Genomic DNA, 22,135 nt, shown 5'->3' with positions numbered 1-22,135 from the left:
TAAATGGCAGGGTTGATCACATCCATCAAACGCAGTTTTTCAGCACTCGTGCGCGAGATGGTTGCCTGGCAAGCGGCTGCAAACATCCCCCCGAAGAACCGGGGAGCGTTCCTTGTCGTCGAGGAGCCTGAAAAGCTTGTTTGCTTTCGCACCTCCCGGGCAGGCCCTATCCACAAGGCCGAAGGCCCGCGCGACGATCTCGGCTGGCTCGGCAAGGTCGTTGGAACACAGCCTGTCGAACTTCGCCTGGCAGCCGAGCGCGCAGTGGTTCGCACCTTGCAGCTGCCAGATGGCAGCAGAAATCATATTGATGCAATCATTCGTCACCAACTCGAACAGCTGGTTCCCTGGCCCGCCGACAAGATGACATTCGACTATGACCTGCAGGACGGCGAGACAGCGAAGGCGTCAGATCAACTCCATGTGCGTGTCGTCGCGGTTTCATTGGCCACCATGCGCTCGGCGATCGAGCCGCTCAATGCAGCAGGCGTCAAGTCGGTTGTCGTCGGCCTGGCAGCCGATCCACCTGGAAAGGCCAGCACGATCAACCTGTTGCCAGGTGCCAAGGCAGCGCTCGCGGCAAGGCGTTCGCGCATTGCGCTCGCCTCTCTTTGCGTCCTGGCAACGATTGGAACGGCAATGATTACCGTCGGCGGCTGGCGCCTCTATGTGGAAACGCAGGAGGCAAAGCGGATCGAGGCCTCGCTTTCAGGGCTACGCAATACAATCGATGTCGCCCGGCAGAACGCGGAACAGGCGGGCAGTTCCGGCTTGAGACTGGCCCGCAAATTTGATGCCGTTCCCATGGTGCTTTTGTTGGACGAACTGTCAAAGGTGATCCCTGAAACAACCTATCTGACCACTCTTGACGTCGCAGACCGGAATGTCCGCATAACAGGTCTGTCGGCGAATGCTTCCCGCCTGATCAGTCTCATCGAGGATACGGACATGCTTGAGGCCGTGAACTTCTCTGCGCCCGTTGTTCGAGACGCGAACAATGGAAAGGAACGGTTCGAAATCCTTGCCCATCTTGCGGAAGGAAAATCTCAATGAGCCGCAGAAGGAACGCCGGAAAAAACGTCAAAGCAGCTACAATCACGGTACTCGCGGGCCTGCTCCTGGTACCATCCGGAATTGCGACATGGAGTTTGATTGAGGCACGTCACCTGTCGCAAGCCAACGCCGAAGCGCGGGTCTCGCTCGAGGCTTTAAAAGCGAAATTGGCGGCGATCGACGACACCAGCGACGATATTTCGAATGGAGACGCTGCAGTGGCCTATTTGCCCGGGGATACCTCGGCGGTCGCCGGAGCAGAGCTGCAACGCATCATGACTGATGTCATTGGTCAGACCGGAGCAAAGATCGCCCAGTTCGAATTCATCGAACCGTCGGACGACGCACCCGACAACGGCACGGTCGAAATGAGGGTGATTTTCGAAACGTCGACGGAGCCGCTGCAACACATCCTCTATACGGCCGAAAGCAACCGGACGGCGCTTGTCTTCCGTTCCATTACGATAGAGAGCGCTGAAGCTATCGAAGACAGGACACAACCACCGGCCCTTCGCGTCTCGGCGTCGGTCGAAGGCTATTGGCGGAGGGACAAGCTGTGACGTGTCTTGCGAGAATAGGCGTTGCGGCAGGTGTCGCCATTCTTTCGATCACCAGCATCGCACTGTCCCAGACCGAGCAACCGGCACCGTGGCTAAGCGGGGTCACGCTCGAAAGACTCCAAGCCACACGACTGCACCCATTGTTTTCTCCCTCGCGCCAACCGCCTGTCGTCGAGGCGCCAGTTGCCCAACCAGCGCCGGCCGTCGCGAGCATGTCCGAAGCCTCGCCGGTGCTGCCGGAGATAAGGCTCGTGGGGATTGTTTCGACGGGAGGAAGCCATCGGGCGCTCCTGCAAGACCCCGCAAGCGGAGAGATCCATCGGTTGAAATCCGGCGACAAGCTCCAGAATTGGGTCGTCTCAATCGTCGACAATCGCACCGTGAAGCTCGAACAGAACGGTCAAGAGCAGAACTATCGGATGTTTGCCCCCACGCAGTAGCCAATCAGACAGTCACCCTGAGGACCTCCTCGATCGAGGTGAGACCCTTGCGGTATTTGGCCATCCCATCGTCAAGCATTGTGGTCATCCCGGCCCCGACCGCTGCGGCTTGTATCTTCTGCGGATCGACGTCCTCCCTGATCAAGCCGCTCAGCTCGGCATCGACAGGCAGGACTTCGAAGATTCCGACGCGGCCACGATAGCCGCTGTCGCCACAATACGGACATCCGACCGCACGAAAACAGGTATCGCCGGGGCGTGGAACGAACCCGCGACGCGCAAGCGCTGCGGCCTCCACGCCTGTCGTATCGGTGACTGGCGACCGACAGCGTTCGCATAGCCGCCTCACAAGTCGTTGCGCAATGACGCAGCGAAGCGCCGAGGCGAGCAGGAACGTCTCGACACCGAGATCCACCAACCGGATGACGGCGTCGGCGGCACTGTTCGTATGCAAGGTCGTCAGCACCAGGTGCCCTGTGAGCGCGGCCTGGATACCAATTGACGCAGTTTCACTGTCACGCATCTCCCCAACCATCATAATATCAGGATCCTGGCGCAGGAAGGAACGCATGGCATTGGCAAATGTCAGATTGATCGATGGCTTCACCTGGGTCTGACTGACGCCGGCAACCTGATATTCGATCGGGTCCTCGATCGTCATGATCTTGCGCTCGGGGCTGTTGAGACTGGACAGCGCCGCCGTCAGGGTGGTCGTCTTCCCACAGCCGGTCGGGCCGGCAACCACGATCAACCCATGTGGTTCCGCAAGCTGTGTATTCAGGATCGAGTAATCGCGCGGCGCCATTCCAAGGCGAGAAAGGTCGAGTGCCTCGGCACCCTTGACCAGAATACGGGCCACCAGGGCCTCGCCATGCAGGGTCGGCATTGTCGCCACACGAAAATCGGCGCGCGTTGTGTTGATCGTGATGCGCGCGCGCCCATCCTGGGGCAGCCGATGTTCGGCGATGTTGAGACCAGCCAGAATCTTGATGCGTGAGACGACGCCGCGGGCGATTTCATTGGGCAGCGGTTGCATGGTCCGAAGCATGCCGTCGACACGCATGCGCAATCTCACACCATCAGGCTGCGGCTCGATGTGAATGTCAGTCGCAGACAAACTCAGAGCCGTTTCCAGAAGCTGGTCAACGGCGCGAACGATGGGCGCACCACTTGCGAGATCGTGCAGACGATCGAGATCCTCCTCTGCCGGCGCGTCCCTGCCCGCCGGTTCGGCCGGCACTGCTTCTGGCGCTCGATCCCGTGTCAGCAGGCGTTCGAACAGCATGGCCATTTCTTCGAAGGTCGCGACCTTCATCTCCACACGACGCCCAAGTGCAGCAACTGCGGCCTCGATTGCCTCCTCGCGCGCCGGATCTGCAATCACGAGGATCGGCTGCCCCCGCTCGAGCGCTGGAAGAGCCCATGCAGCTCGAAGGAAGCGCGGTGACAGATCCTCGGTAAGCTCGTGACGGAACTCGACCCGGTCCACCGCAGCACGACCAAGTCCGTGAAACTCGGTGATCGCGGCGGCAAGCTGATCGCCCGAAAGGACACCGCTTTCCCAAAGCCCACTGTAGCTCGCGGGCGGGTCCTTGAGCATCCGCTCAAGCGACAGCCGTTCGGATGGGCCAATGAGCTCATCGCTGGCGGTCAGATAGCGGACGAAATCGGCCAAAATCGTTGTGTTCGCCATTCGAGCGGTTGCCCCGTTTCTGATCCCACCGTTTCGGCGTGGATGGTGATGACGACAGCCTCCGCCAAGTTGGTCGACAAGTCCATGCCGACATTCGTGGTAGCGAAAAAACGTCTTAAAAACCGCTCCACGGTAAGGTGTGAATAGCGGTCTTTATCGATAGTACGACCCCTGAAAAGTGCTAGGCTCAAACACTGAAAGCTGGAGAATCAGTCGAGGGGAGATGAGATCTAGCAGTGCGATCGGCCGGGCGGCTTTGCTTTTGAGTTGGTGTTGTTCACTCGCCACGAGTTGCGTGTTGCCTGACCATGGCTCCATGGACAGTTCCACATCAATTCTCGGTTCCGTTACGAACGCCGACCTCTCGGCTCGCTCCCCGCGTCCTGACGGAGTGACCGCCTCTGGCAATGGCAGCAGATCCAATCCTGCTCAGGGCGTCACCTATGTGACCGCGGGCGATGGGGTCGTTGACCCGATGCACACCGGCCAGACGCCTGCTACCGGAAACGAAGTCAACCTGAACTTCCAGGGAGCTGACCTCAAGGACGTGGTGCAGGTGATCCTGGGGGATACGCTTGGTCAGACCTACACGATCGATCCGAAAGTGTCAGGCAGCGTGACGCTGTCCACCGCTCGCCCGGTTGAGAAGGGCGAGTTGCTGTCGATTCTGGAAACGCTTCTCAATATGAACGGCGCCGATCTCGTCCGGCGCAACAATACCTACCAGATCGTCGAAGTCGGTTCGGCGGTCGCCAGTCAAACCTCGGTCAAGGGAAGCGGTCCTGGCTTCGGCATCACGATCATTCCAGTCCGCTACATCGGCGCACAGACCTTGGCCCGCCTGATTGATGGTTTCGGCGCGAGACCTGGAGCGATCCGCGTCGAAACAACGCGCAATCTCCTTGTCGTCGCCGGTAGCGGCGCTGACCGCCAGGCCGCTATTGAAACGGCAGGGGCCTTCGATGTGGACTGGATGAAGGATCAGGCCGTCGCTATTCTGCCCTTGCAGAACGCCAGACCCGAGGCTGTGATACCCGAGCTCGAGCGAATTTTCGCGGCTAAGGGGACGGAAAATGGCGCCATCCAGTTCATGCCAATGCCGCGCCTTGGCGCCATCCTGGCCGTATCGCAGAGCCGTACGCTGGCAGAGCGAGCACAAACCTGGGTCCGGCGCCTGGATAGAGAGAATCCTGACTTCGGCCAGAGTGTCCACGTCTACCGCGTGAAGTATCGAGACGCGACGAAGATTGCCGAACTGCTGCAAAGGCTCTTCTCGACCAGTGACGAGGAGGAAACGGAGGGAAGTACGCCTGCATCCCAGCCATCGGGGGAGACCGATGCGGCTGCCGCCGCGGCCGATGCGGGTGCTACCCCTGATGTAGGGACGGACACTGCCGAAATAGACCCGGCGCGATTTGGCGCGCCTGCTTCTAACGGCCTCGGTGCGGATTCTGTGCGAATTCGGGCAGACCCCTCGAACAATTCGATCGTAATCTACGGTGACCTCGAAATGCGCCAGCGGGTTCTCGGCGCGCTTACAAGGATCGACGTGCCGCAGTTGCAGGTCGCAATCAGCGTCACGATGGCCGAGGTTCGGCTGACCGACGATATGCGTTTCGGCGTGCAGTACTTCGTCAAGAGTAAATCCGTGAAAGCAGGGACCGACCAGGGATCCTTCGGCCTGTTCAACGTGCTTGCCGACAATATTGCCCGCGAAGTTCCCGGCTTCAACTTCGTCCTGGGGAGTGACAGCAGCCCTGACGTCATCATCAGTGCCCTGGACGCGGTCACCGACGTCCAAATCCTGTCGTCGCCCTCGCTTGTCGTCCTCGAAAACGAAGTCGCGCGTTTCCAGGTCGGCGACCAGATCCCGATCATTACGCGCACTGTTACCCCCGTCGATACTGCGGACGCCCCTGTCAGCAACCAGGTGGAATATCGCGATACCGGCATTATCATGAACGTTCGTCCACGCATTGCCGAGAACGGCGTGGTTGCCATGCGGATTGAACAGGAAATCTCCTCGTCATCCTCGCCAAACAGCCTCACGCCAACGATTTCCAACCGAAGCATATCCAGCTCGGTGTCGGTGGTGGATGGCCAGACCGTCCTGCTTGGTGGCTTGATCAGCGAACAGGCGCAGCGCGGAAAGGATGGGATTCCCGGACTTAACCGGCTGAACGTCGTTGGCAACCTTTTCGGGAGCAAGAACCGTGGCAACCAGCGGACCGAGCTTCTGATCATGATCAGGCCAATGGTTATCCGTGATGGACGCGACGCGCAAAGCATCGCCCAGGAATTGCAGTCTAAGATGTGGGGCATGAGCGGGCGCAAGATTAGATAGTGTCGTGGCCGAAAACCATCCCTCTCCACCTGACGGCCGTAGCCTTGGCAACACTGGCAGCGGTGGTCGTCGGGTTGGCAACGCTGCCATTGGATCGTACGCTACTTGCCGCAGTTCTCGCCGCTCTGGCGGCCGCCATTACCGTCGAAGACTGGCGGCATTTCCGAGTTCCCGATCTTATGAACGCCGTGTTGGCGCTAACAGGCATGATCGCCTTCGTTGTCGGCGTTGATCCGCTGGGGCAGGATGCGACACGGTCATTGCTGACTGTCGTCATCGATGCGACATTGACCGGAGGCGCACTGTTGCTTGTACGCGAGGGCTATTTCCGATTGCGGGGAATAGAAGGACTGGGGCTTGGTGATGTAAAACTGGCTGCGGCGGCAGGAGTGTGGGTTGGCTGGCAGCAATTCGCCCTGGTCGTCCTTCTCGCTACCCTGGCCGCACTTTTTTTTGTGCTTTTGAAAACGATCCGGAACGGCGGCTGGACGGCAAGCGCCCATATTCCCTATGCATCCTTTCTCGCGCCAGCAATCTGGTTCGGATGGTACATCGCGCAGTGGAGCTCATTGTCTTTTTCCTGAGGTCAGCGCCGGATGCTCAGCCGCCTCGGATCGACCCCCTCCAGACCAGCTCCGCATGAAGTTCGATCGACCGCCCTTGACTGTTGTCGCCACTCTCCCCCCGAGCTTGAGAAAGCCACTCGACAGCCTTTGAAGCAATCGTCGAAACCGGCTGGGCGAATGTTGTAAGATCATAGGAGGTCCAGGACGCCTGTTCTATGTTATCAAAGCCCGCAATGCACAGTTGGCCAGGCACCGAGATCGAGAACTGATGGCGGGCCGCATCCATGAACCCACAGGCCAGAAGGTCGGTTGCGCAGAAGACAGCGTCCGGGCGCATAGCACGCGTCAACATCCTCTGGGCCAGGACTTTCCCCGCCTCGTAGCCCGTCCAGCCATACCGCTCGACGGAAACTTCCATTCCAAGCGCAGCTGCCGCTGCAACGAACCCTTGTTCGCGCGCCATCAGGCTCGGTGTCCTCGCCTCCGAATTGGCAAATGCGAGCCGTCTGCATCCTGCCCTCACGAAGGCGGTGACGACCCGGCCGGCTGCCTCACGATCGTCTAGGTTGATCCGAAGAGGACCGGGCTCATCATCGTCACGGTTAATGAGGACAAGCCTTTGTCCAGTCCGAAGGCACAGTTGCGTAATGGATTTGTCCGGCATTCCGGAAAGTATGACCGAGGCATCCGCACGATAGCGGATCGCCTGGCGAAGCGCATGGTCGACACTCCCGTCAGAGCGGTCCGTGTTGATCAGCATCGCAACCTTGCCTGCATTCTGGAGCAGCAAGGTCAGCTCCCGCAGGAGCGCAGAACGATATGGTGTGGCAAGGTCGGAAACGATGAGACATACGATGCCACTCTCATTGCGCATCAGACCCCGTGCGAGCTCGTTGACGTGATATCCAAGTGCCTCGGCCGCCTCGAGGACCCTTCGGCGGGTCCCGGCCGAAACGCTGGCACCAGGCGTGAACGTGCGCGACACGGCGGAGCGCGAGACCCCAGCCCTGTCAGCGACTTCCTGGGCGCTTACAAATACCTTCTCAGACACTCGTTTTGGTCTCCCGCTTGCAACGACTTTGCACGTTGCTGCAAAGCTGTACAAGCGCTTCCCTGATCATGACGACATGAAACTTTTATGAACGAAGCAGTTGAAAGCGTTCATCTATTGAGCGGTTTCTTTGCACACCAGTGCGGCCAAGCGGAACGCACAGCCGCGTAAACTGAAAGCTCATACGGCTTGGCACGTGCAACCTCAATCCGCTTCGTGAGACCGGTCAGGGATCAAGGCTATCGCGAGCGCAAAACCATCTTCGAAGCATATCCACCCTCCAGGAAGGGCCATGGATGATCCTCCAATAGCGACTAACAACCATAGGGGGTAATTTTACTCCAGTCGACAATCCGACATCTCCCACGCACACGCATAAATAAGCCTATCGGCGTAGGCCATGCGAGGGGCCATACCGCAGATTACTGTCGTTCTCTCTCGCGATAAACATGACAGGATAGCGTTTCTGGACATGTATCGCAGTGCGATTGGGGGGCGTTTGTCATGCTGAGGATCAACATAAAAAGCCGCGACTATTTGAGCGCGTATGGTGGCACCTCGAGCGTTTATAGCGCAGTTGCAACGGGCAGTGCACTCCTGGTGAATGCGACGGCGAGTTCGTCGGCCAGCAACCCGCAAGTTACCGACCCAACCACCGTCGGCTCGGTAACATCTCTGACGGGATCCCCGGCGACAACCACACTATCGCCTTCGATTGATAACCCAGCCGCGTCGCAAGCGACACCAGGTGCAAGTGCCGCCGCTACAGGCGACTCGACCGGCGGGGCTAGTCTCGCCTTAACCGACGCCGCAACGCAGACTACGAGTTCCTCCAATCCTGATGCACAAACAACCGTAAAACCACGCACGGTCCTGGCTCCGGATCCCACCACGTCCACCCTTACTATGGTTCCGCTGGAGCCTGCCTTGTCGGGCGCCCCATCAGTCACGCTACCGGTCCCAGTTGCAAGTGATGTGTCCACCGCTCCGGTCCTGCGTTTGTTGGCAGCAGATGTACCAGCAGCCGAGGTGGAAACAACACCCACTTCGGAGCCTGCGACCGTGCCGGTAACGGCCTCGTTGACAACGCTGACAGCGGTGGCAGGCTCCGATACAACCGCCGAGGCAACCCCAACCGAACCGACCGCCGCTCCCACGCTGAACAAGATCGCCCTTGAAAACATGAAGCAGGGCAACCCGATCAGCGAATGGGGCATCGACGGCGACGGTGATGGCAACATTCAGGGCTTCGCGACCGAAATCAGCACCAACATCGGTCAGACCGTCGACTTCAAGATTGCAACTGATTCAACACACTACCGCATCGACATATACCGCCTTGGATATTATGGCGGCGATGGTGCGCGCAAGGTTGCCTCGATCGACAAATCCCTGACGACGGCGCAGATACAGCCACACCCGATCGTCGATATGTCGCTTGGTCTCATCGACTGTGGAAACTGGTCTGTTTCTGCCAGTTGGGAGATTCCGGACGACGCAGTATCCGGTGTCTATATTGCCAAGCTGGTTCGCGAGGACGGCACTTCCGGACAAAGCATCATTCCATTCGTCGTCCGCGACGATGCCTCCACAAGTGACATCGTCTTCCAGACTTCCGATACGACCTGGCAGGCTTACAACGCCTGGGGCGGAGCAAGCCTCTACTACGGCGAGGTGCCCGTCGATCCAGCAGATATGATCGGCTACATGCCGCCAAACTGTAGCTGCGGCCTGACCGCAATCGGCCGTGCCTCAGCAATCAGCTACAACCGCCCGATCATAACCAACACCAGCCCGATCGGCGGTACGCACGACTTCATTTTCGGCGTCGAGCACTCTGCCATCCAGTGGCTGGAGCAGAACGGCTATGACGTCTCCTATGTCACGGGGGTGGACGCCGCGAGGAATGGCAACCTGCTTTTGAACCACCAGGCCTATCTGTCGGTCGGGCATGATGAATACTGGTCTGCCGAACAGCGCGCCAATGTCGAAGCCGCACGTGACGCCGGTGTCAACCTTGCATTCTGGAGTGGCAACGAGTGCTACTGGAAGGTCCGCTGGGAAAGCAGTATCGACGGCAACGGCCAGGCCTACCGGACCATGGTCTGTTACAAGGAAACCTGGGGAACGAGCACAGATCCGAGTGACATTGGCACAGGCACCTGGCGTGATCCACGCTATGCCGACCCGGGACAGGAGCCTGAGAACTCCCTGACCGGGACCATGTTCACGGTCGACAGCTATCGCTTGGACACGATCTCCATCCCCTATGACTATTCCAACCTACGCTTCTGGAGAAACACCGACGTTGCCAATCTCCAGCCTGGCGAGACGTATAATCTCGTTCAGAACCTGCTCGGTTACGAGTGGGATTCCGACGTCGAAAATGGCTTCCGGCCAGACGGACTGATAAACCTTTCTCTATCGAGTGTATCGGTCAACAGCTACCTGCGTGACTACGGAACAACGGTTGGTGATGCCGTCGTCGAGCATAGCCTGACCATGTATCGGGCCGAAAGTGGCGCTTTGGTCTTTGGGGCAGGCACCGTGTTCTGGTCATGGGGCCTGAACGACCAGCATGAGGGCCCCGCGACACCAACGGATCCCAATGTCCAGCAGGCCATGGTCAACATGTTTGCGGATATGGGAATCCAGCCGACGACCTTGGATGCGAGCCTGATTTTGGCCACGCAGTCGACGGATACACTCAAGCCGACGTCAACGATTACGTCGCCTGTTATCGGCGCAAGTTTTGTCGAAGGACAGCGCGTCACAATCACCGGCACAGCCCAGGATTTCGGCGGCGGCATCATTGCTGGCATCGAGATCTCCACGGATGGTGGGCAACACTGGTTCAAGGCAACCGGCCGTGAGAACTGGAGCTATAGCTGGAATGTGCAGGCAAGTGGCACCTACACCATCATGTCGCGCGCCGTTGATGACAGCGTCAACATGGAAACGCCTTCGGCCGGCAAACAGGTGACCGTTGTCCTGCCAGAGACATCCAGTCTCTGGACCCTTGCATCAAAGCCGACGGTGGAAACAGCGATCGATCGCGATCCCGTGGAGCTTGGGGTTCGTTTTCAGGCGACAACGGGTGGCTTCGTAGAAGGAATTCGCTTCTACAAGGGCTTCTATAACACTGGTGAGCATATCGTCAGCCTGTGGAGCAGCACCGGAACGCTGATCGCAACTGGTGTCTCCGTCAACGAGTCTCTCTCCGGTTGGCAGACCGTCATGTTCTCCAGCCCAATTGCGATCTCTGCCGGGACGACCTATGTCGCCTCCTATCATAGCAACGGGTTCTTCTCGGTTACCGAGAACTATTTCGGTTCGACGTACAGCAACGGACCTTTGAAGGCCGTCGACGGTGGCGGTGTCTATGCCTACAGCACGACCGCAGGCACGTTCCCGGGCAACAGCCCTGGAGGCTCCAACTATTGGGTTGATGTCATTTTCGATGCCGGGCCGAACAGCGTTCCGGTCGCGACAGATGACAGCGGATTGTCGATCTCGCGAAATGGCACGCTGACGATTTCGATTGCCTCGCTCGTTGCCAACGACATGGATCCAAACGGCGACGCGCTTACCATTACGTCCGTCGGAAATGCCTTGAACGGAACGGTTTCGCTGGACACGCAGACCGGCAATGTCATTTTCACACCGAATGCAAACTACACTGGCCCAGCAAGCTTTACTTACACACTCTCCGACGGGCGCGGTGGAACGGATCAGGGCAATGTCAGCCTGACCGTCGAGGAAGGACCTGTCGGCCAATCGCTATTCCAACCGGGCGACGGCCCGAGCGGGGCGGGCTTCCACGAAAATGCTCCAATGGAATTGGGCATGAAGTTTACGGCCTCGACAAGCGGCACGCTTACAGGCATTCGCTTCTACAAGGCCGCAGGCGATACCGGCGCCCACACCGGTTCAATATGGACTGCGGACGGGACCCTGATTGCCACTGTCACATTCACGAACGAGTCCCTGAGCGGGTGGCAGACGGCCAAGTTCACGTCACCGATCCAGATTTCGGCCGGGACGACTTACGTTGCCTCCTACCACACGACCGGCAGCTATGTAGCGAGCGCCAACTATTTCACGACTTCTTATACCAGCGGCGCGCTCACTGCCTTGTCCAGCACGGCCAGCGGCGGCAACGGCGTGTTCTCCTATGGTGCCAATACCACCTTCCCGACATCCAGCTACCAGGCATCGAACTACTGGGTCGACGTCGTATTCAATCAGTCCACGGTCAACAATTCTCCGGTCGCGGCCAACGACAACGGGTTTACGACCTATTCCAACACCGCCCTGTCGATCGCGGCGGCAAGTCTTCTTGCCAACGACACCGATCCTGACGGAGATGGGCTGACCATCACCGGGGTCAATGGTGCATCCAACGGCACTGTGACGTTTGATAGCCAGACCAACTCCGTCATCTTCACACCAACAACGGGATACACGGGTGCTGCAAGCTTCAGCTACTCGATTTCTGACGGCCGCGGAGGAACGTCCTCGGCTACTGTTTCTCTTAATGTCGGGGCCCAGGCTACCGGCACCGGCTTGTTTGCCACCTCAGACACACCGAGCGTTCCCGCTGGCAACGATTCATCGTCTGTCGAATTGGGCGTCAAGTTCGTGGCATCTGCGCGCGGCGAAATCACCGGCTTGCGCTATTACAAGAGTGCGCAGGACGTCGGCACCCACGTTGGCTCGCTCTGGAGCAGCACCGGTCAACTTCTGGCAACGGCGACTTTCACCAACGAAACAGCAAGCGGTTGGCAAACCGTAACCTTCTCGCAGCCGATAACGATTTCAGCAGGCGTCACCTATGTCGCAAGCTATCATTCCAATGGCTTCTATGCAGCAACACCAAACTACTTCACGACCAGCCATACCAACGGAGTTTTGACGGCACCATCCAGTTCGACAAGCGGTGGTAACGGCGTCTATGCATACGGTACCGGAACGCTGTTCCCATCGGAAACCTACAGTTCGGCCAACTACTGGGTCGACGTCATCTACCAGCAATCAAATCAAAACGCTGCGCCTGTCGCCGTCAATGACAATGGCCTCTCTACGGGGATCGGAACCCCGATCGTCATCCAGGCATCAAGCCTGCTTGCCAATGACAGCGATCCCGACGGGGATCAAATCTCGGTTGCCAGCGTTGGCAACGCGATCAATGGAACTGTGACCTTCGACAGTCAATCCGGCGCGATCACCTTCACTCCCCTGGCTGGATATACCGGCGCTGCAAGCTTCGACTACACGGTGCAGGATCCGCAAGGAGACCAGTCGACAGCCAATGTATCGGTCAACGTGCTGAACCAGGGCAACGAGCAGAACGTCTTTGCGGCGGGAACCACGCCTGCGATCAGCTCGGTGAATGACAATAGTCCGGTCAACCTCGGCATGAAGTTCCAGTCCGATGCGGCAGGTTGGATCACTGGTATTCGCTTCTACAAGAGCGAAGAAAATACCGGCCCTCACACCGGCTACCTGTGGACGGCAAGCGGAACGCTGTTGGCAAGTGCAACATTCACGAACGAGACAGCAAGCGGTTGGCAGTCCGTCAATCTCTCGCAGCAGGTCGCGATCGATGCCGATACGACATACGTCGTATCCTACAGCACCAATGGCAACTATTCGGCAACGGGCAACTACTTCAGCGACAGCACGACCAATGGCAATCTGCAGGCCATGTCGTCAGCGTTGAGCGGCGGCAACGGCGTCTACGCCTACGGCTCGAGCGGGCTGTTCCCGACGAGCAGCTATAACAGCACAAACTACTATGTGGACGTGGCATTCAGGCAGCAGCTCGCAGCGTAACAGCGAGTGGAGGAGTATCGATGACAGGTGGCGACAAGCGCCTCCCAGTAACGGTTTTGGCGGGTTTCCTGGGCGCGGGAAAGACAACCATCCTGAACCATGTATTGCGTAACCGGGAAGGACGCCGGGTCGCTGTGATCGTCAACGACATGAGCGAGATCAACATTGACGCAGAGCTCGTTCGTGGCGGTGGTGCTAACCTATCGCGCACCAATGAGACACTCGTTGAGCTCACCAACGGGTGTATCTGTTGCACACTACGTGACGATCTCCTGAGCGAAGTGCGTCGGCTCTCTGCCGACAATCGTTTCGACTACTTGCTGATCGAAGGCACCGGGATAGCAGAACCCCTGCCAATTGCCGCAACCTTTTCCTTCCGCGACGAAAATGGCAGCGCACTCTGCGACGTTGCCAGGCTGGACACGATGGTCTCGGTTGTCGATGCGGCAAACCTTTTGGCAGACTACTCCAGCGCAGACTTCTTGAGCGATCGCGGTGAAACCCGGGACACAGACGATGAGCGAACACTCGTCGACCTGCTCGTGGAGCAGATCGAATTTGCCGATGTCGTCGTGATCAACAAGGTTTCCGAGGTTAGCGCCGAAACGCGCACAACCGTGCGCCAGATCGTTGCCGCGCTCAATCCCGATGCCCGTGTCGTTGAGACCGATTTCGGTGACCTGCCCCTTTCCACCATTCTGGATACCGGCCTTTTCAGTGAGGCCAAGTCGGCCCGTCACCCATATTGGCACAAGGAGCTCTATGGCTGGGGCGATCATGTTCCCGAAACCGAAGAGTACGGGATTTCGAGCTTCGTCTATCGCGCACGCCGGCCTTTTGACCCCGCAGCTCTCGATCGCTTTCTGGCACAGCAATGGCCAGGCCTCATTCGGGCCAAGGGTCACTTCTGGCTTGCTACCCGGCCGAACGAAATCGGACTGCTTTCGATTGCCGGAACACAGCGGCGCACAGACACCAGGGGCTTCTGGTGGGCGAGCGTATCAAAGGCGCACTGGCCGCGTTATCCGCAATTTCGCGAGATGCTCGACCGCCATTGGGACGAGGCATGGGGCGATCGCCGTCAGGAACTCGTCTTCATTGGCGCGGGCTTTGATCAAAAGGCAATTAGCGCCGCACTTGATGACTGCCTGATCGGAGAACAGTCGCGCTTTGACCCGGATCTCGGCAGGGATCTCACGGATCCCTTCCCTGCCTGGCAACACCTACAGCATCACCATCCATAATCACGTATCACAACGAGGAGACGACAATGAGCAATGAACTTTATGCAGACGGAATTGGCGAAATCACCGTTACGGGCACCATTGTGCGCATCGATCTGATGTCGCTGTCGGCCACGGAACGCGACGCGAGCAACAACCCGAAGCCGGTCTTTCGGCAGCGCATCATCATGCCGGTGGACGCCTTTGCAAATGCGGTTGACCTGATGCAAAAGGCATTAGGCGGACTGGTCGAAGCCGGTGCTGTGCGCCGAATTGGCGATCTGCCATCGAGCCCCAAGGCTGAAATCGTCCAGCCGTCTGGCGCCTCGGCAAACGCCTCGCCGAATTTCAACTGACAATAGCTTTCGTTCAACGCCGACACCCGGGTGGGCCATGAGTACATTTTTGCACACCAACCTACACTGCCTTGCTCTCGTAGCACGCCATCACGGCGTTGATCTTTCACCCGAGCGCCTGCAGCACGACTATGCGGTCGACGAACGTCCGGTCGAGATCCGGCAGTTGCTGCGCATGGCCAAGGATGCTGGGCTGCGTGCACGACAGATAAACCTGTCCTGGACGTCGCTACTTCAGTTGGGCGAGGCCTTCCCGGTTCTAGCCGAACTCGATAACGGTAACTGGGTCGTCATTGCCGGACCCGCCATGGGTGAAGAGGAGGCAAAGATCAGGGTTCTCGACCCGCTCGCCGAGCGCCCTGATTTCATTCTCCTGAACGAGGAGCAGTTCACCAGATCCTGGCGTGGATCTGTGGTGATGATGAAGCGAAACTTTGGCCTTAACGACGCAGACCAACCCTTTGGCTTTCGCTGGTTCATCCCCGAGATCATCAAACAGCGAAGCTTCTTCCGCGACGTTGCGCTTGCAGCGATTGTCCTCTACGGCCTAGGTCTGATGACACCGATCTTCTTCCAGCTTGTCATCGACAAAGTGCTGGTTCATCAGAGCTACGCGACGCTGACTGTTCTGACCATCGGCATCGGCATTGCACTTGTCTTCGACGCGGCCTTCAGCTTCCTGCGCCGATACCTCTTGCTCTATGCAACCAACAGGATCGATATACGCATTGCGACGCGCACGTTCGGTCATCTACTCAATCTCCCAATAGCACTGTTCGAGCAGGCCTCTGCAGGCGTTCTTGTCAAACACATGCAGCAAACCGGCAGGATTCGCGAATTTCTCACGGGTCGACTGTTTCTGACGCTCCTCGACGGCGTATCGCTGCTGGTTTTCATTCCGATCCTGCTTCTCTACAGCGTCAAACTGACACTCGTTGTCATTGGGTTTGCAGCGCTTGTCGGCCTCGTCGTCATGCTTCTCGTCGGCCCCTTCCAGCGCCGGCTTCAGGCGCTCTACAAGGCTGAAGGCGACCGGCAGGCCTTGCTCGTTGAAACCGTCCACGGAATGCGCACCGTCAAATCGCTGGCTCTCGAGCCGCGCCAGCGGCGTGCTTGGGACGACTATTCGGCGCAATCGATTTCCGTGCGCTTTCGAGTCGAGAAGATCTCCACCGCTGCTCAATCGATGACTGGGCTCCTCGAGAAACTGATGAGCGTTGCCATCATTGGGCTCGGCGCACTGGACGTCTTTAACGGCACGATGACGATTGGCGCACTGGTCGCCTTCAACATGTTGGCTGGTCGCGTCTCTGGCCCGCTTGTCCAGATCGTGACGATGGTACACGAATACCAGGAAGTTGCACTTTCTGTCCGCATGCTCGGCGAGATTATGAACCAGCGCCCGGAGCAGGCCGGGCGCGGTCGTGGCATCCGCCCTTACCTCAGAGGCAACATCGAATTTGACAAGGTGACGTTCCGCTACGGACCGGATGGTCCGCCGGCACTCGACAACGTCTCCTTCAACATTCCGGCCGGCTCCGTCTTTGGTGTTGTTGGCAAGAGCGGTTCCGGCAAGACCACGATCACGCGACTGATCCAGGGGCTTTATCAGAACCAGCAAGGCATTGTCCGCATGGACGGTTATGACAGTCGCGAAATCGACCTCGTGCATCTGCGCACCAGCACCGGCGTGGTCCTGCAGGACAACTTCCTTTTCCGCGGCACTGTTCGCGAAAACATCGCAGCCGCAAAACCGGATGCGAGCATCGAGGAAATCATGGAGGTGGCACGCATTGCAGGTGCCGAAGAGTTCATCGAACGGCTTCCACGCGGTTTCGACACGATGCTGGAGGAAAACGCCTCTAACCTGTCGGGTGGCCAGAAGCAGCGCCTGGCCATTGCCAGGGCACTCATCACCGATCCGAAACTGCTCATCCTTGATGAGGCCACCAGCGCGCTCGACCCGGACAGCGAGACGATCATTCGTCAGAATCTCAGCCAGATTGCCGCCGGGCGAACGGTGGTCATCGTTTCGCATCGCCTCTCAACGCTCGTCGATGCCGATGCCATTCTCGTCGTCGAACGCGGAAAGATCGCCGATATCGGAAAGCATGACCAACTGGTCACGCGATGCATGACATACCGTCACCTTTGGTCCCAGCAGATGAGGCAGGTAGCATGAACGCCCGCGCTGAAAAACCAAGAGAGAACCTGCCTGTTCCGACAACTGCTCCCGTTACGCAGCCGGCCCTCAGGCGCTCTTTGCCAGCCGCCATAGCGGAGTTTCAGTCAGACGCCGTGGAGCTTGAAGAACGCGCGCCGCCACGCGTCGCCCGCATGACACTCTACGGTATCACGGCGCTGATTACGGCGGCTATCGTCTGGGCATCCGTTTCATCGATCGATGAGGTCGTCATTGCGCCCGGCAAGCTGATCACCACCCAACCCACCATCGTTGTGCAACCGCTCGAAACCTCGATCATCCGGACGATCAATGTCACGGCTGGCGAAATCGTCCAGAAGGGCCAAACTCTTGCCACGCTTGATGCAACCTTCAGCCAATCTGATGTCGATCAGCAGCGGACAAAATTCGTCGCACTCGACGCCCAGGTGAAACGCCTCGAGGCCGAACTTGCTGGTACGGATTACACTCGCACGGCAGGTGGATCGCGTGACGAGCTGCTTCAGATGCAGCTGTTTGGCCAGCGCCTTGCCTACTACACGGCACAGCTGCAGAACTATGATCAACAGATCGCCGCCCAGGCGGCGACAATTACTTCAAGCCGAAACCAGGAGGTCGTCCTTACCAATCGACGCGAAACACTGTCAGAGATCGAGGGCGCGAGGGAACGGCTCTACAATCGCGAGAGTGGATCTTTGATAACGCTCCTGGGCTCGCGAGACGCCCGGCTTGATGTCGAGACCAGTCTCTCTGCGGTCCAGGGGAAGGCAGCTGAGGCCGAGCATACCTTGTCGAAGTTGAAGGCAGATCGACAGGCGTTTATCGAGGACTTTAGACGCGCCGCCATGGAGCAGCTTGTCGACCTGCGCAGCCAGCGCGACACTGCCGCCGAGGAGCTCAAGAAGATGGAGCTTCGGCGCGACATGGTGGTTTTGACCGCGCCTGCCGATTCTGTTGTGCTTGACCTCGCAGCGCGCTCGGTCGGCTCCGTGGTTCGCGAAGCAGAGCCAATCGTGACGCTGGTTCCGCTCAATGTGCCACTGGAAGCAGAGGTCTCGGTCAATACGCGCGACATTGGCCGCATCACCTCCGGCAAGGAGGCGCGGATCAAGTTTGACGCCTACCCATTCCAAAAATTCGGCACCGCATCTGGGGCCGTGAGAACCGTGAGCCGCGACGCTTTCACCCCGTCGCAGCAGGAGGCAGTGACGCAGACGGCAGCACCCTACTTCAAGGCACGGATACCGATCGCGGACCCAAGGCTGAAAGGCTCGGATGAGCCCGTGCGGCTGCTTCCCGGCATGACGGTTTCGGCTGAGATCATGGTCGGCCATCGTACCATCATCTCCTACTTCCTCTATCCCATATTGCGGGGTCTCGACAGCGCAATCCGCGAACCAGGCTAGAATAGAGGGTTCATGGCGGCTTTTAGAGCAGGTCGATGCCCCCCTGCGCAGCGGGGGTGCAGCGCCCGAAACAATGTGATACGTCGCACTGCCACCATCCAAGGAGGAATCGGTGACGGCAGCGACCAATCCGGCAGATGCCCGGGCAAGTGAGTTGATACGACGCGTTCTGGATGAAAGCCCGCTAAAGGCAGCGAGCTTTATCGTGACCATTTACGGCGACGTCGTTGAACCGCGCGGAGGCATTGCGTGGATCGGCAATCTGATCGAGACCTGCGCGAAAGTTGGCATCAGCGAGACGCTCGTGCGTACCGCCGTCTCCCGGCTCATGGCCGCCGGGCAGCTTTCGGGAGAACGGGAAGGACGGCGCAGCTATTATCGCCTGTCCCGGTCGGCCGGTAGCGAGTTCGCGGCTGCCGCACGCGTTCTGTTCGGCGCTCCTGAGGAGAGTGGGTGGCAGTTTGTCCATGTGACGGGGTCTGCGGTCGAAGAGGGAATGCAGGCACTCAAGCGTGCAGGCCATGCGCGTCTCAGCGCCCGTCTGGCGGTGGGCCCCGCAAGGCAGATAACTGCGACAATCCCCGCCCTTATCTTTAGAGCAGAACCGCCGGAGGATCCGAGTGCCCTGCGAGAATTCGCTTCCGAGTATTTTGACCTGACAGCTCATGCGCAGGCATACGAGACGTTCTCCGCGCAGTTCGGCACTTTGGCCCCGGCCGACCCCATCAATTTTTCGCCTGCCATGGCGTTGACCATCCGCCTGCTGTTGGTGCACCGCTTCCGCACGGTTCATCTGCACGACCCTAGACTCCCTGCCGCCGCACTTCCTGACAATTGGCCAGGAAAGACAGCACGGCGGTTGTTTGCACGACTTTATGGACAACTGTCACCCGCTGCCGATGCACACGTGGCCCGGACGTTTCTGGCTGCCACAGGTCCGTTGCCTTCCCAGACCGCAGCGACGGACCGACGGCTAACAACGCTGCTGCAAGAGATACCCTAGCCATCAATCAAATTTGGCCGGCAACACTGCTTTCGTGCTAGGATTTTGTTGCGGATTTTCAAATATCACAGAATTTCAGAAAAATTGCGTTGAAGCGTGACATATCGCGTGCTAAATACATGACCGATCGGTCGGTTAATTCAAATGAGTTGGCGGACCTGTGGGAGCAGGAGGAAATCGCGCATGTCGGAAGCGTTTATCTGTGATGCCGTTCGTACACCCATCGGCCGCTATGGCGGCGCGCTTGCTACGGTTCGCGCAGACGACTTGGCGGCACTACCCCTCACAGCGTTGATGGAACGCAATCCTGGCGTCGATTGGAGCAAGGTCGATGATCTGATTTTCGGTTGCGCCAACCAGGCTGGCGAAGACAACCGCAATGTTGGCCGCATGGCCGCGCTACTGTCGGGCATGCCTCTCACCGTCCCTGCGACCACTGTCAATCGTCTGTGCGGCTCCGGAATGGATGCTGTCGGAATGGCGGCCAGGGCAATCCGTGCCGGCGACTGTGATTTCGTGGTTGCCGGTGGCGTCGAGAGCATGAGCCGCGCGCCCTTTGTCATGCCGAAGGCAGATAGCGCTTTTTCCCGTGCCAATGCGGTCTATGACACCACCATTGGCTGGCGTTTCGTCAATCCCAGGATGAAAGCACAGTTTGGCGTCGATTCCATGCCGCAGACCGCAGACAATGTTGCGGCCGATTTTGGGGTCAGCCGCGCCGATCAGGACGCATTCGCAGCTCGCAGTCAGGCCCGGTGGGCGGCGGCGCAGGAAGCAGGTCACTTTGCCGATGAACTTGTCGCCGTGAAAGTTGCCCAAAAGAAGGGCGACCCCGTCATTGTTGACCGAGACGAGCACCCTCGCCCGGGCACGACGACAGACCAGCTCGCAAGATTGAAGGGCGTCAACGGTTCCGATCTCAGTGTTACGGCCGGCAATGCCTCGGGCGTCAACGACGGCGCAGCTGCCCTGATCGTAGCCAGCGAGGCTGCTGCAAGGGAGCAAGGTCTGACCCCGAAAGCACGGATCGTCGCGATGGCGGCAGCTGGCGTTGAGCCCCGTATCATGGGAATCGGTCCCGCCCCTGCCGCGCGGCGCGTATTGGAGCGCGCTGGACTTTCAATCGACCAAATGGATGTGATCGAGTTGAACGAGGCGTTTGCCGCCCAGGCACTCGCCGTGCTTCGCGATCTGGACGTCCCCGACGATGCGCCCCATGTCAATCCAAATGGCGGCGCCATCGCGATGGGCCATCCGCTCGGCATGAGCGGGGCGCGCCTGGTAACGACGGCAACCTACCAGTTGCACCGCCAGGCCGGTCGCTATGCGCTTTGCACCATGTGCATCGGCGTCGGGCAAGGCATCGCAATCATAATCGAGCGCGTCTGACGCGCGACGGCAAAGGAGACGAACCATGTACGCACAAATGGTCAAAACCGACAGCGCCCGCGTCAAGACGCTCGATGAGATGGACCCGGTCGAACGCTCATTCCAGGAGCGCATCGACGCCGGCCAGAAGATCGAGCCGAAGGAGTGGATGCCGGAAGGCTATCGCAAGACGCTGATGCGCCAGATCAGCCAGCATGCACATTCTGAAATCGTCGGGCAGCTCCCTGAAGGCAACTGGATTACCCGTGCTCCAACGCTAGAGCGCAAGGCGATCCTTCTTGCCAAGGTCCAGGACGAGGCAGGCCATGGGCTTTACCTATACTGTGCCGCCGAAACGCTCGGCATAAGCCGTGACGAGATGTACGAGCAACTGCATAGCGGCAAGGCAAAGTATTCTTCGATATTCAACTACCCGACGCTGAGTTGGGCCGATATCGGCGCGATCGGCTGGCTGGTTGACGGCGCAGCGATCATGAACCAGGTGCCGCTGCAACGCTGTTCCTACGGGCCTTACGCCCGCGCCATGGTTCGCATCTGCAAGGAAGAAAGCTTCCATCAGCGCCAAGGCTTCGACATCCTGATGAAGATGGTCAAGGGTACGTCCGCCCAGAAGGAAATGGTGCAGGACGCGCTGAACCGGTGGTGGTGGCCGTCGCTGATGATGTTCGGCCCCTCTGACGACGCATCTGTCCATTCTGCCCAGTCAATGGCCTGGAAGATCAAGCAGAATTCGAATGACGAACTGCGCCAGAAGTTCGTCGACCAGACAGTGCCGCAGGCAGAGTATCTCGGCCTCACGGTCCCCGACCCGGATTTGCGGTGGAATGAGGAAAAGGGCGGCTACGACTTCGGCGAACCAGATTGGACCGAGTTCTTCGCCGTCATCGCCGGGAATGGCCCATGCAATGCTGAACGCCTGGGCGCCCGACAAAAGGCCTGGAACGAGGGTGCATGGTTCCGTGACGGTCTTGTTGCTCATGCCGAGAAGACGAAATCGCGTCGCGCCGCTGCGCGCATCGCAGCAGAGTAACGGC

General features: G+C 58.9%; 15 protein-coding genes. 13 read left to right on the top strand and 2 right to left on the bottom strand.

Features of this window, described 5'->3' with window-relative positions; all coding sequences use genetic code 11:
- Window positions 1-3: 3 nt before the first annotated feature.
- The 3 genes from JNB88_RS09070 to JNB88_RS09060 are packed head-to-tail and all read left to right on the top strand — an operon-like array spanning window position 4 to window position 2,053.
- Window positions 4-1,053 (top strand): PilN domain-containing protein, encoded by a 1,050-nt coding sequence (locus tag JNB88_RS09070; protein WP_220355163.1) that lies wholly within the window; start codon window positions 4-6, stop codon window positions 1,051-1,053.
- Window positions 1,050-1,613, top strand: a complete 564-nt coding sequence (gspM, locus tag JNB88_RS09065; RefSeq protein WP_220355162.1) for a type II secretion system protein GspM — start codon at window positions 1,050-1,052, stop codon at window positions 1,611-1,613. Before JNB88_RS09070 ends, gspM begins: the two co-directional genes overlap by 4 nt.
- Window positions 1,610-2,053, top strand: coding sequence for a pilus assembly protein PilP (locus tag JNB88_RS09060; protein WP_220355161.1), 444 nt, complete (start codon window positions 1,610-1,612; stop codon window positions 2,051-2,053). Before gspM ends, JNB88_RS09060 begins: the two co-directional genes overlap by 4 nt.
- Window positions 2,054-2,057: 4 nt before the next feature.
- Here JNB88_RS09060 and JNB88_RS09055 read toward each other — a convergent pair whose 3' ends face one another.
- Window positions 2,058-3,746 (bottom strand): GspE/PulE family protein, encoded by a 1,689-nt coding sequence (locus JNB88_RS09055; protein ID WP_220355160.1) that lies wholly within the window; start codon window positions 3,744-3,746, stop codon window positions 2,058-2,060.
- 316 nt (window positions 3,747-4,062) lie between these two features.
- Here JNB88_RS09055 and gspD point away from each other — a divergent pair, with 316 nt between their 5' ends.
- Both gspD and JNB88_RS09045 read left to right on the top strand, forming a co-directional pair.
- Entirely contained in the window at window positions 4,063-6,090 is a 2,028-nt protein-coding gene (gspD, locus tag JNB88_RS09050; RefSeq protein ID WP_223217132.1) for a type II secretion system secretin GspD, read from the top strand.
- Complete coding sequence (locus JNB88_RS09045) at window positions 6,090-6,674, top strand: prepilin peptidase (RefSeq protein WP_338110977.1); 585 nt, start codon at window positions 6,090-6,092, stop codon at window positions 6,672-6,674. The genes gspD and JNB88_RS09045 overlap by 1 nt, the downstream gene beginning before the upstream one ends.
- Window positions 6,675-6,690: 16 nt before the next feature.
- Here the strand turns inward: JNB88_RS09045 and JNB88_RS09040 are convergent, their stop codons facing one another.
- Entirely contained in the window at window positions 6,691-7,707 is a 1,017-nt protein-coding gene (locus JNB88_RS09040; protein WP_220355158.1) for a LacI family DNA-binding transcriptional regulator, read from the bottom strand.
- Window positions 7,708-8,211: 504 nt separating this feature from the next.
- On the opposite strand from JNB88_RS09040, the gene JNB88_RS09035 reads away from it, so the two are divergent.
- From JNB88_RS09035 to paaA, 8 genes are all read left to right on the top strand, one after another.
- Window positions 8,212-13,542, top strand: coding sequence for a DUF4082 domain-containing protein (locus JNB88_RS09035; RefSeq protein ID WP_220355157.1), 5,331 nt, complete (start codon window positions 8,212-8,214; stop codon window positions 13,540-13,542).
- 20 nt (window positions 13,543-13,562) lie between these two features.
- On the top strand, window positions 13,563-14,786 hold the full coding sequence (locus tag JNB88_RS09030) for a GTP-binding protein (RefSeq protein WP_220355156.1): 1,224 nt from the start codon (window positions 13,563-13,565) through the stop codon (window positions 14,784-14,786).
- Window positions 14,787-14,812: 26 nt separating this feature from the next.
- Window positions 14,813-15,121, top strand: coding sequence for a hypothetical protein (locus JNB88_RS09025; RefSeq protein WP_220355155.1), 309 nt, complete (start codon window positions 14,813-14,815; stop codon window positions 15,119-15,121).
- A 37-nt stretch (window positions 15,122-15,158) separates the two neighbouring features.
- Window positions 15,159-17,303, top strand: a complete 2,145-nt coding sequence (locus JNB88_RS09020) for a peptidase domain-containing ABC transporter (RefSeq protein ID WP_220355154.1) — start codon at window positions 15,159-15,161, stop codon at window positions 17,301-17,303.
- Window positions 17,300-18,709 carry an HlyD family type I secretion periplasmic adaptor subunit gene (locus tag JNB88_RS09015; protein WP_220355153.1) on the top strand — a complete coding sequence of 470 codons (1,410 nt, stop codon included), beginning with the start codon at window positions 17,300-17,302 and terminating at the stop codon, window positions 18,707-18,709. The genes JNB88_RS09020 and JNB88_RS09015 overlap by 4 nt, the downstream gene beginning before the upstream one ends.
- 112 nt (window positions 18,710-18,821) lie before the next feature.
- A complete protein-coding gene (locus tag JNB88_RS09010; protein WP_220355152.1) occupies window positions 18,822-19,712 on the top strand; it encodes a PaaX family transcriptional regulator C-terminal domain-containing protein in 891 nt (296 codons plus the stop codon).
- 183 nt (window positions 19,713-19,895) lie between these two features.
- Complete coding sequence (gene pcaF, locus JNB88_RS09005) at window positions 19,896-21,101, top strand: 3-oxoadipyl-CoA thiolase (protein WP_220355151.1); 1,206 nt, start codon at window positions 19,896-19,898, stop codon at window positions 21,099-21,101.
- A gap of 25 nt (window positions 21,102-21,126) precedes the next feature.
- The gene (gene paaA / locus JNB88_RS09000) at window positions 21,127-22,131 is read left to right on the top strand and encodes a 1,2-phenylacetyl-CoA epoxidase subunit PaaA (protein ID WP_037136678.1); all 1,005 of its coding nucleotides are present in this window, start codon (window positions 21,127-21,129) and stop codon (window positions 22,129-22,131) included.
- The last annotated feature ends 4 nt before the right edge of the window (window positions 22,132-22,135 follow it).

Origin of the sequence: Rhizobium cauense, from assembly GCF_019511525.1 — a bacterium.
GTDB classification, from domain to species: domain Bacteria; phylum Pseudomonadota; class Alphaproteobacteria; order Rhizobiales; family Rhizobiaceae; genus Rhizobium; species Rhizobium cauense.
This window is presented reverse-complemented; position numbering and strand designations above follow the sequence as displayed.

Bases quoted from the DNA above. Each gene is read 5' to 3' on its own strand.
- JNB88_RS09070 (WP_220355163.1), top strand. From the start codon at position 4: ATGGCAGGGTTGATCACATCCATCAAACGCAGTTTTTCAGCACTCGTG.
- gspM (WP_220355162.1), top strand. From the start codon at position 1,050: ATGAGCCGCAGAAGGAACGCCGGAAAAAACGTCAAAGCAGCTACAATC.
- JNB88_RS09055 (WP_220355160.1), bottom strand. From the start codon at position 3,746: ATGGCGAACACAACGATTTTGGCCGATTTCGTCCGCTATCTGACCGCC.
- gspD (WP_223217132.1), top strand. From the start codon at position 4,063: ATGGACAGTTCCACATCAATTCTCGGTTCCGTTACGAACGCCGACCTC.
- JNB88_RS09035 (WP_220355157.1), top strand. From the start codon at position 8,212: ATGCTGAGGATCAACATAAAAAGCCGCGACTATTTGAGCGCGTATGGT.
- JNB88_RS09030 (WP_220355156.1), top strand. From the start codon at position 13,563: ATGACAGGTGGCGACAAGCGCCTCCCAGTAACGGTTTTGGCGGGTTTC.
- JNB88_RS09025 (WP_220355155.1), top strand. From the start codon at position 14,813: ATGAGCAATGAACTTTATGCAGACGGAATTGGCGAAATCACCGTTACG.
- JNB88_RS09020 (WP_220355154.1), top strand. From the start codon at position 15,159: ATGAGTACATTTTTGCACACCAACCTACACTGCCTTGCTCTCGTAGCA.
- JNB88_RS09015 (WP_220355153.1), top strand. From the start codon at position 17,300: ATGAACGCCCGCGCTGAAAAACCAAGAGAGAACCTGCCTGTTCCGACA.
- pcaF (WP_220355151.1), top strand. From the start codon at position 19,896: ATGTCGGAAGCGTTTATCTGTGATGCCGTTCGTACACCCATCGGCCGC.
- paaA (WP_037136678.1), top strand. From the start codon at position 21,127: ATGTACGCACAAATGGTCAAAACCGACAGCGCCCGCGTCAAGACGCTC.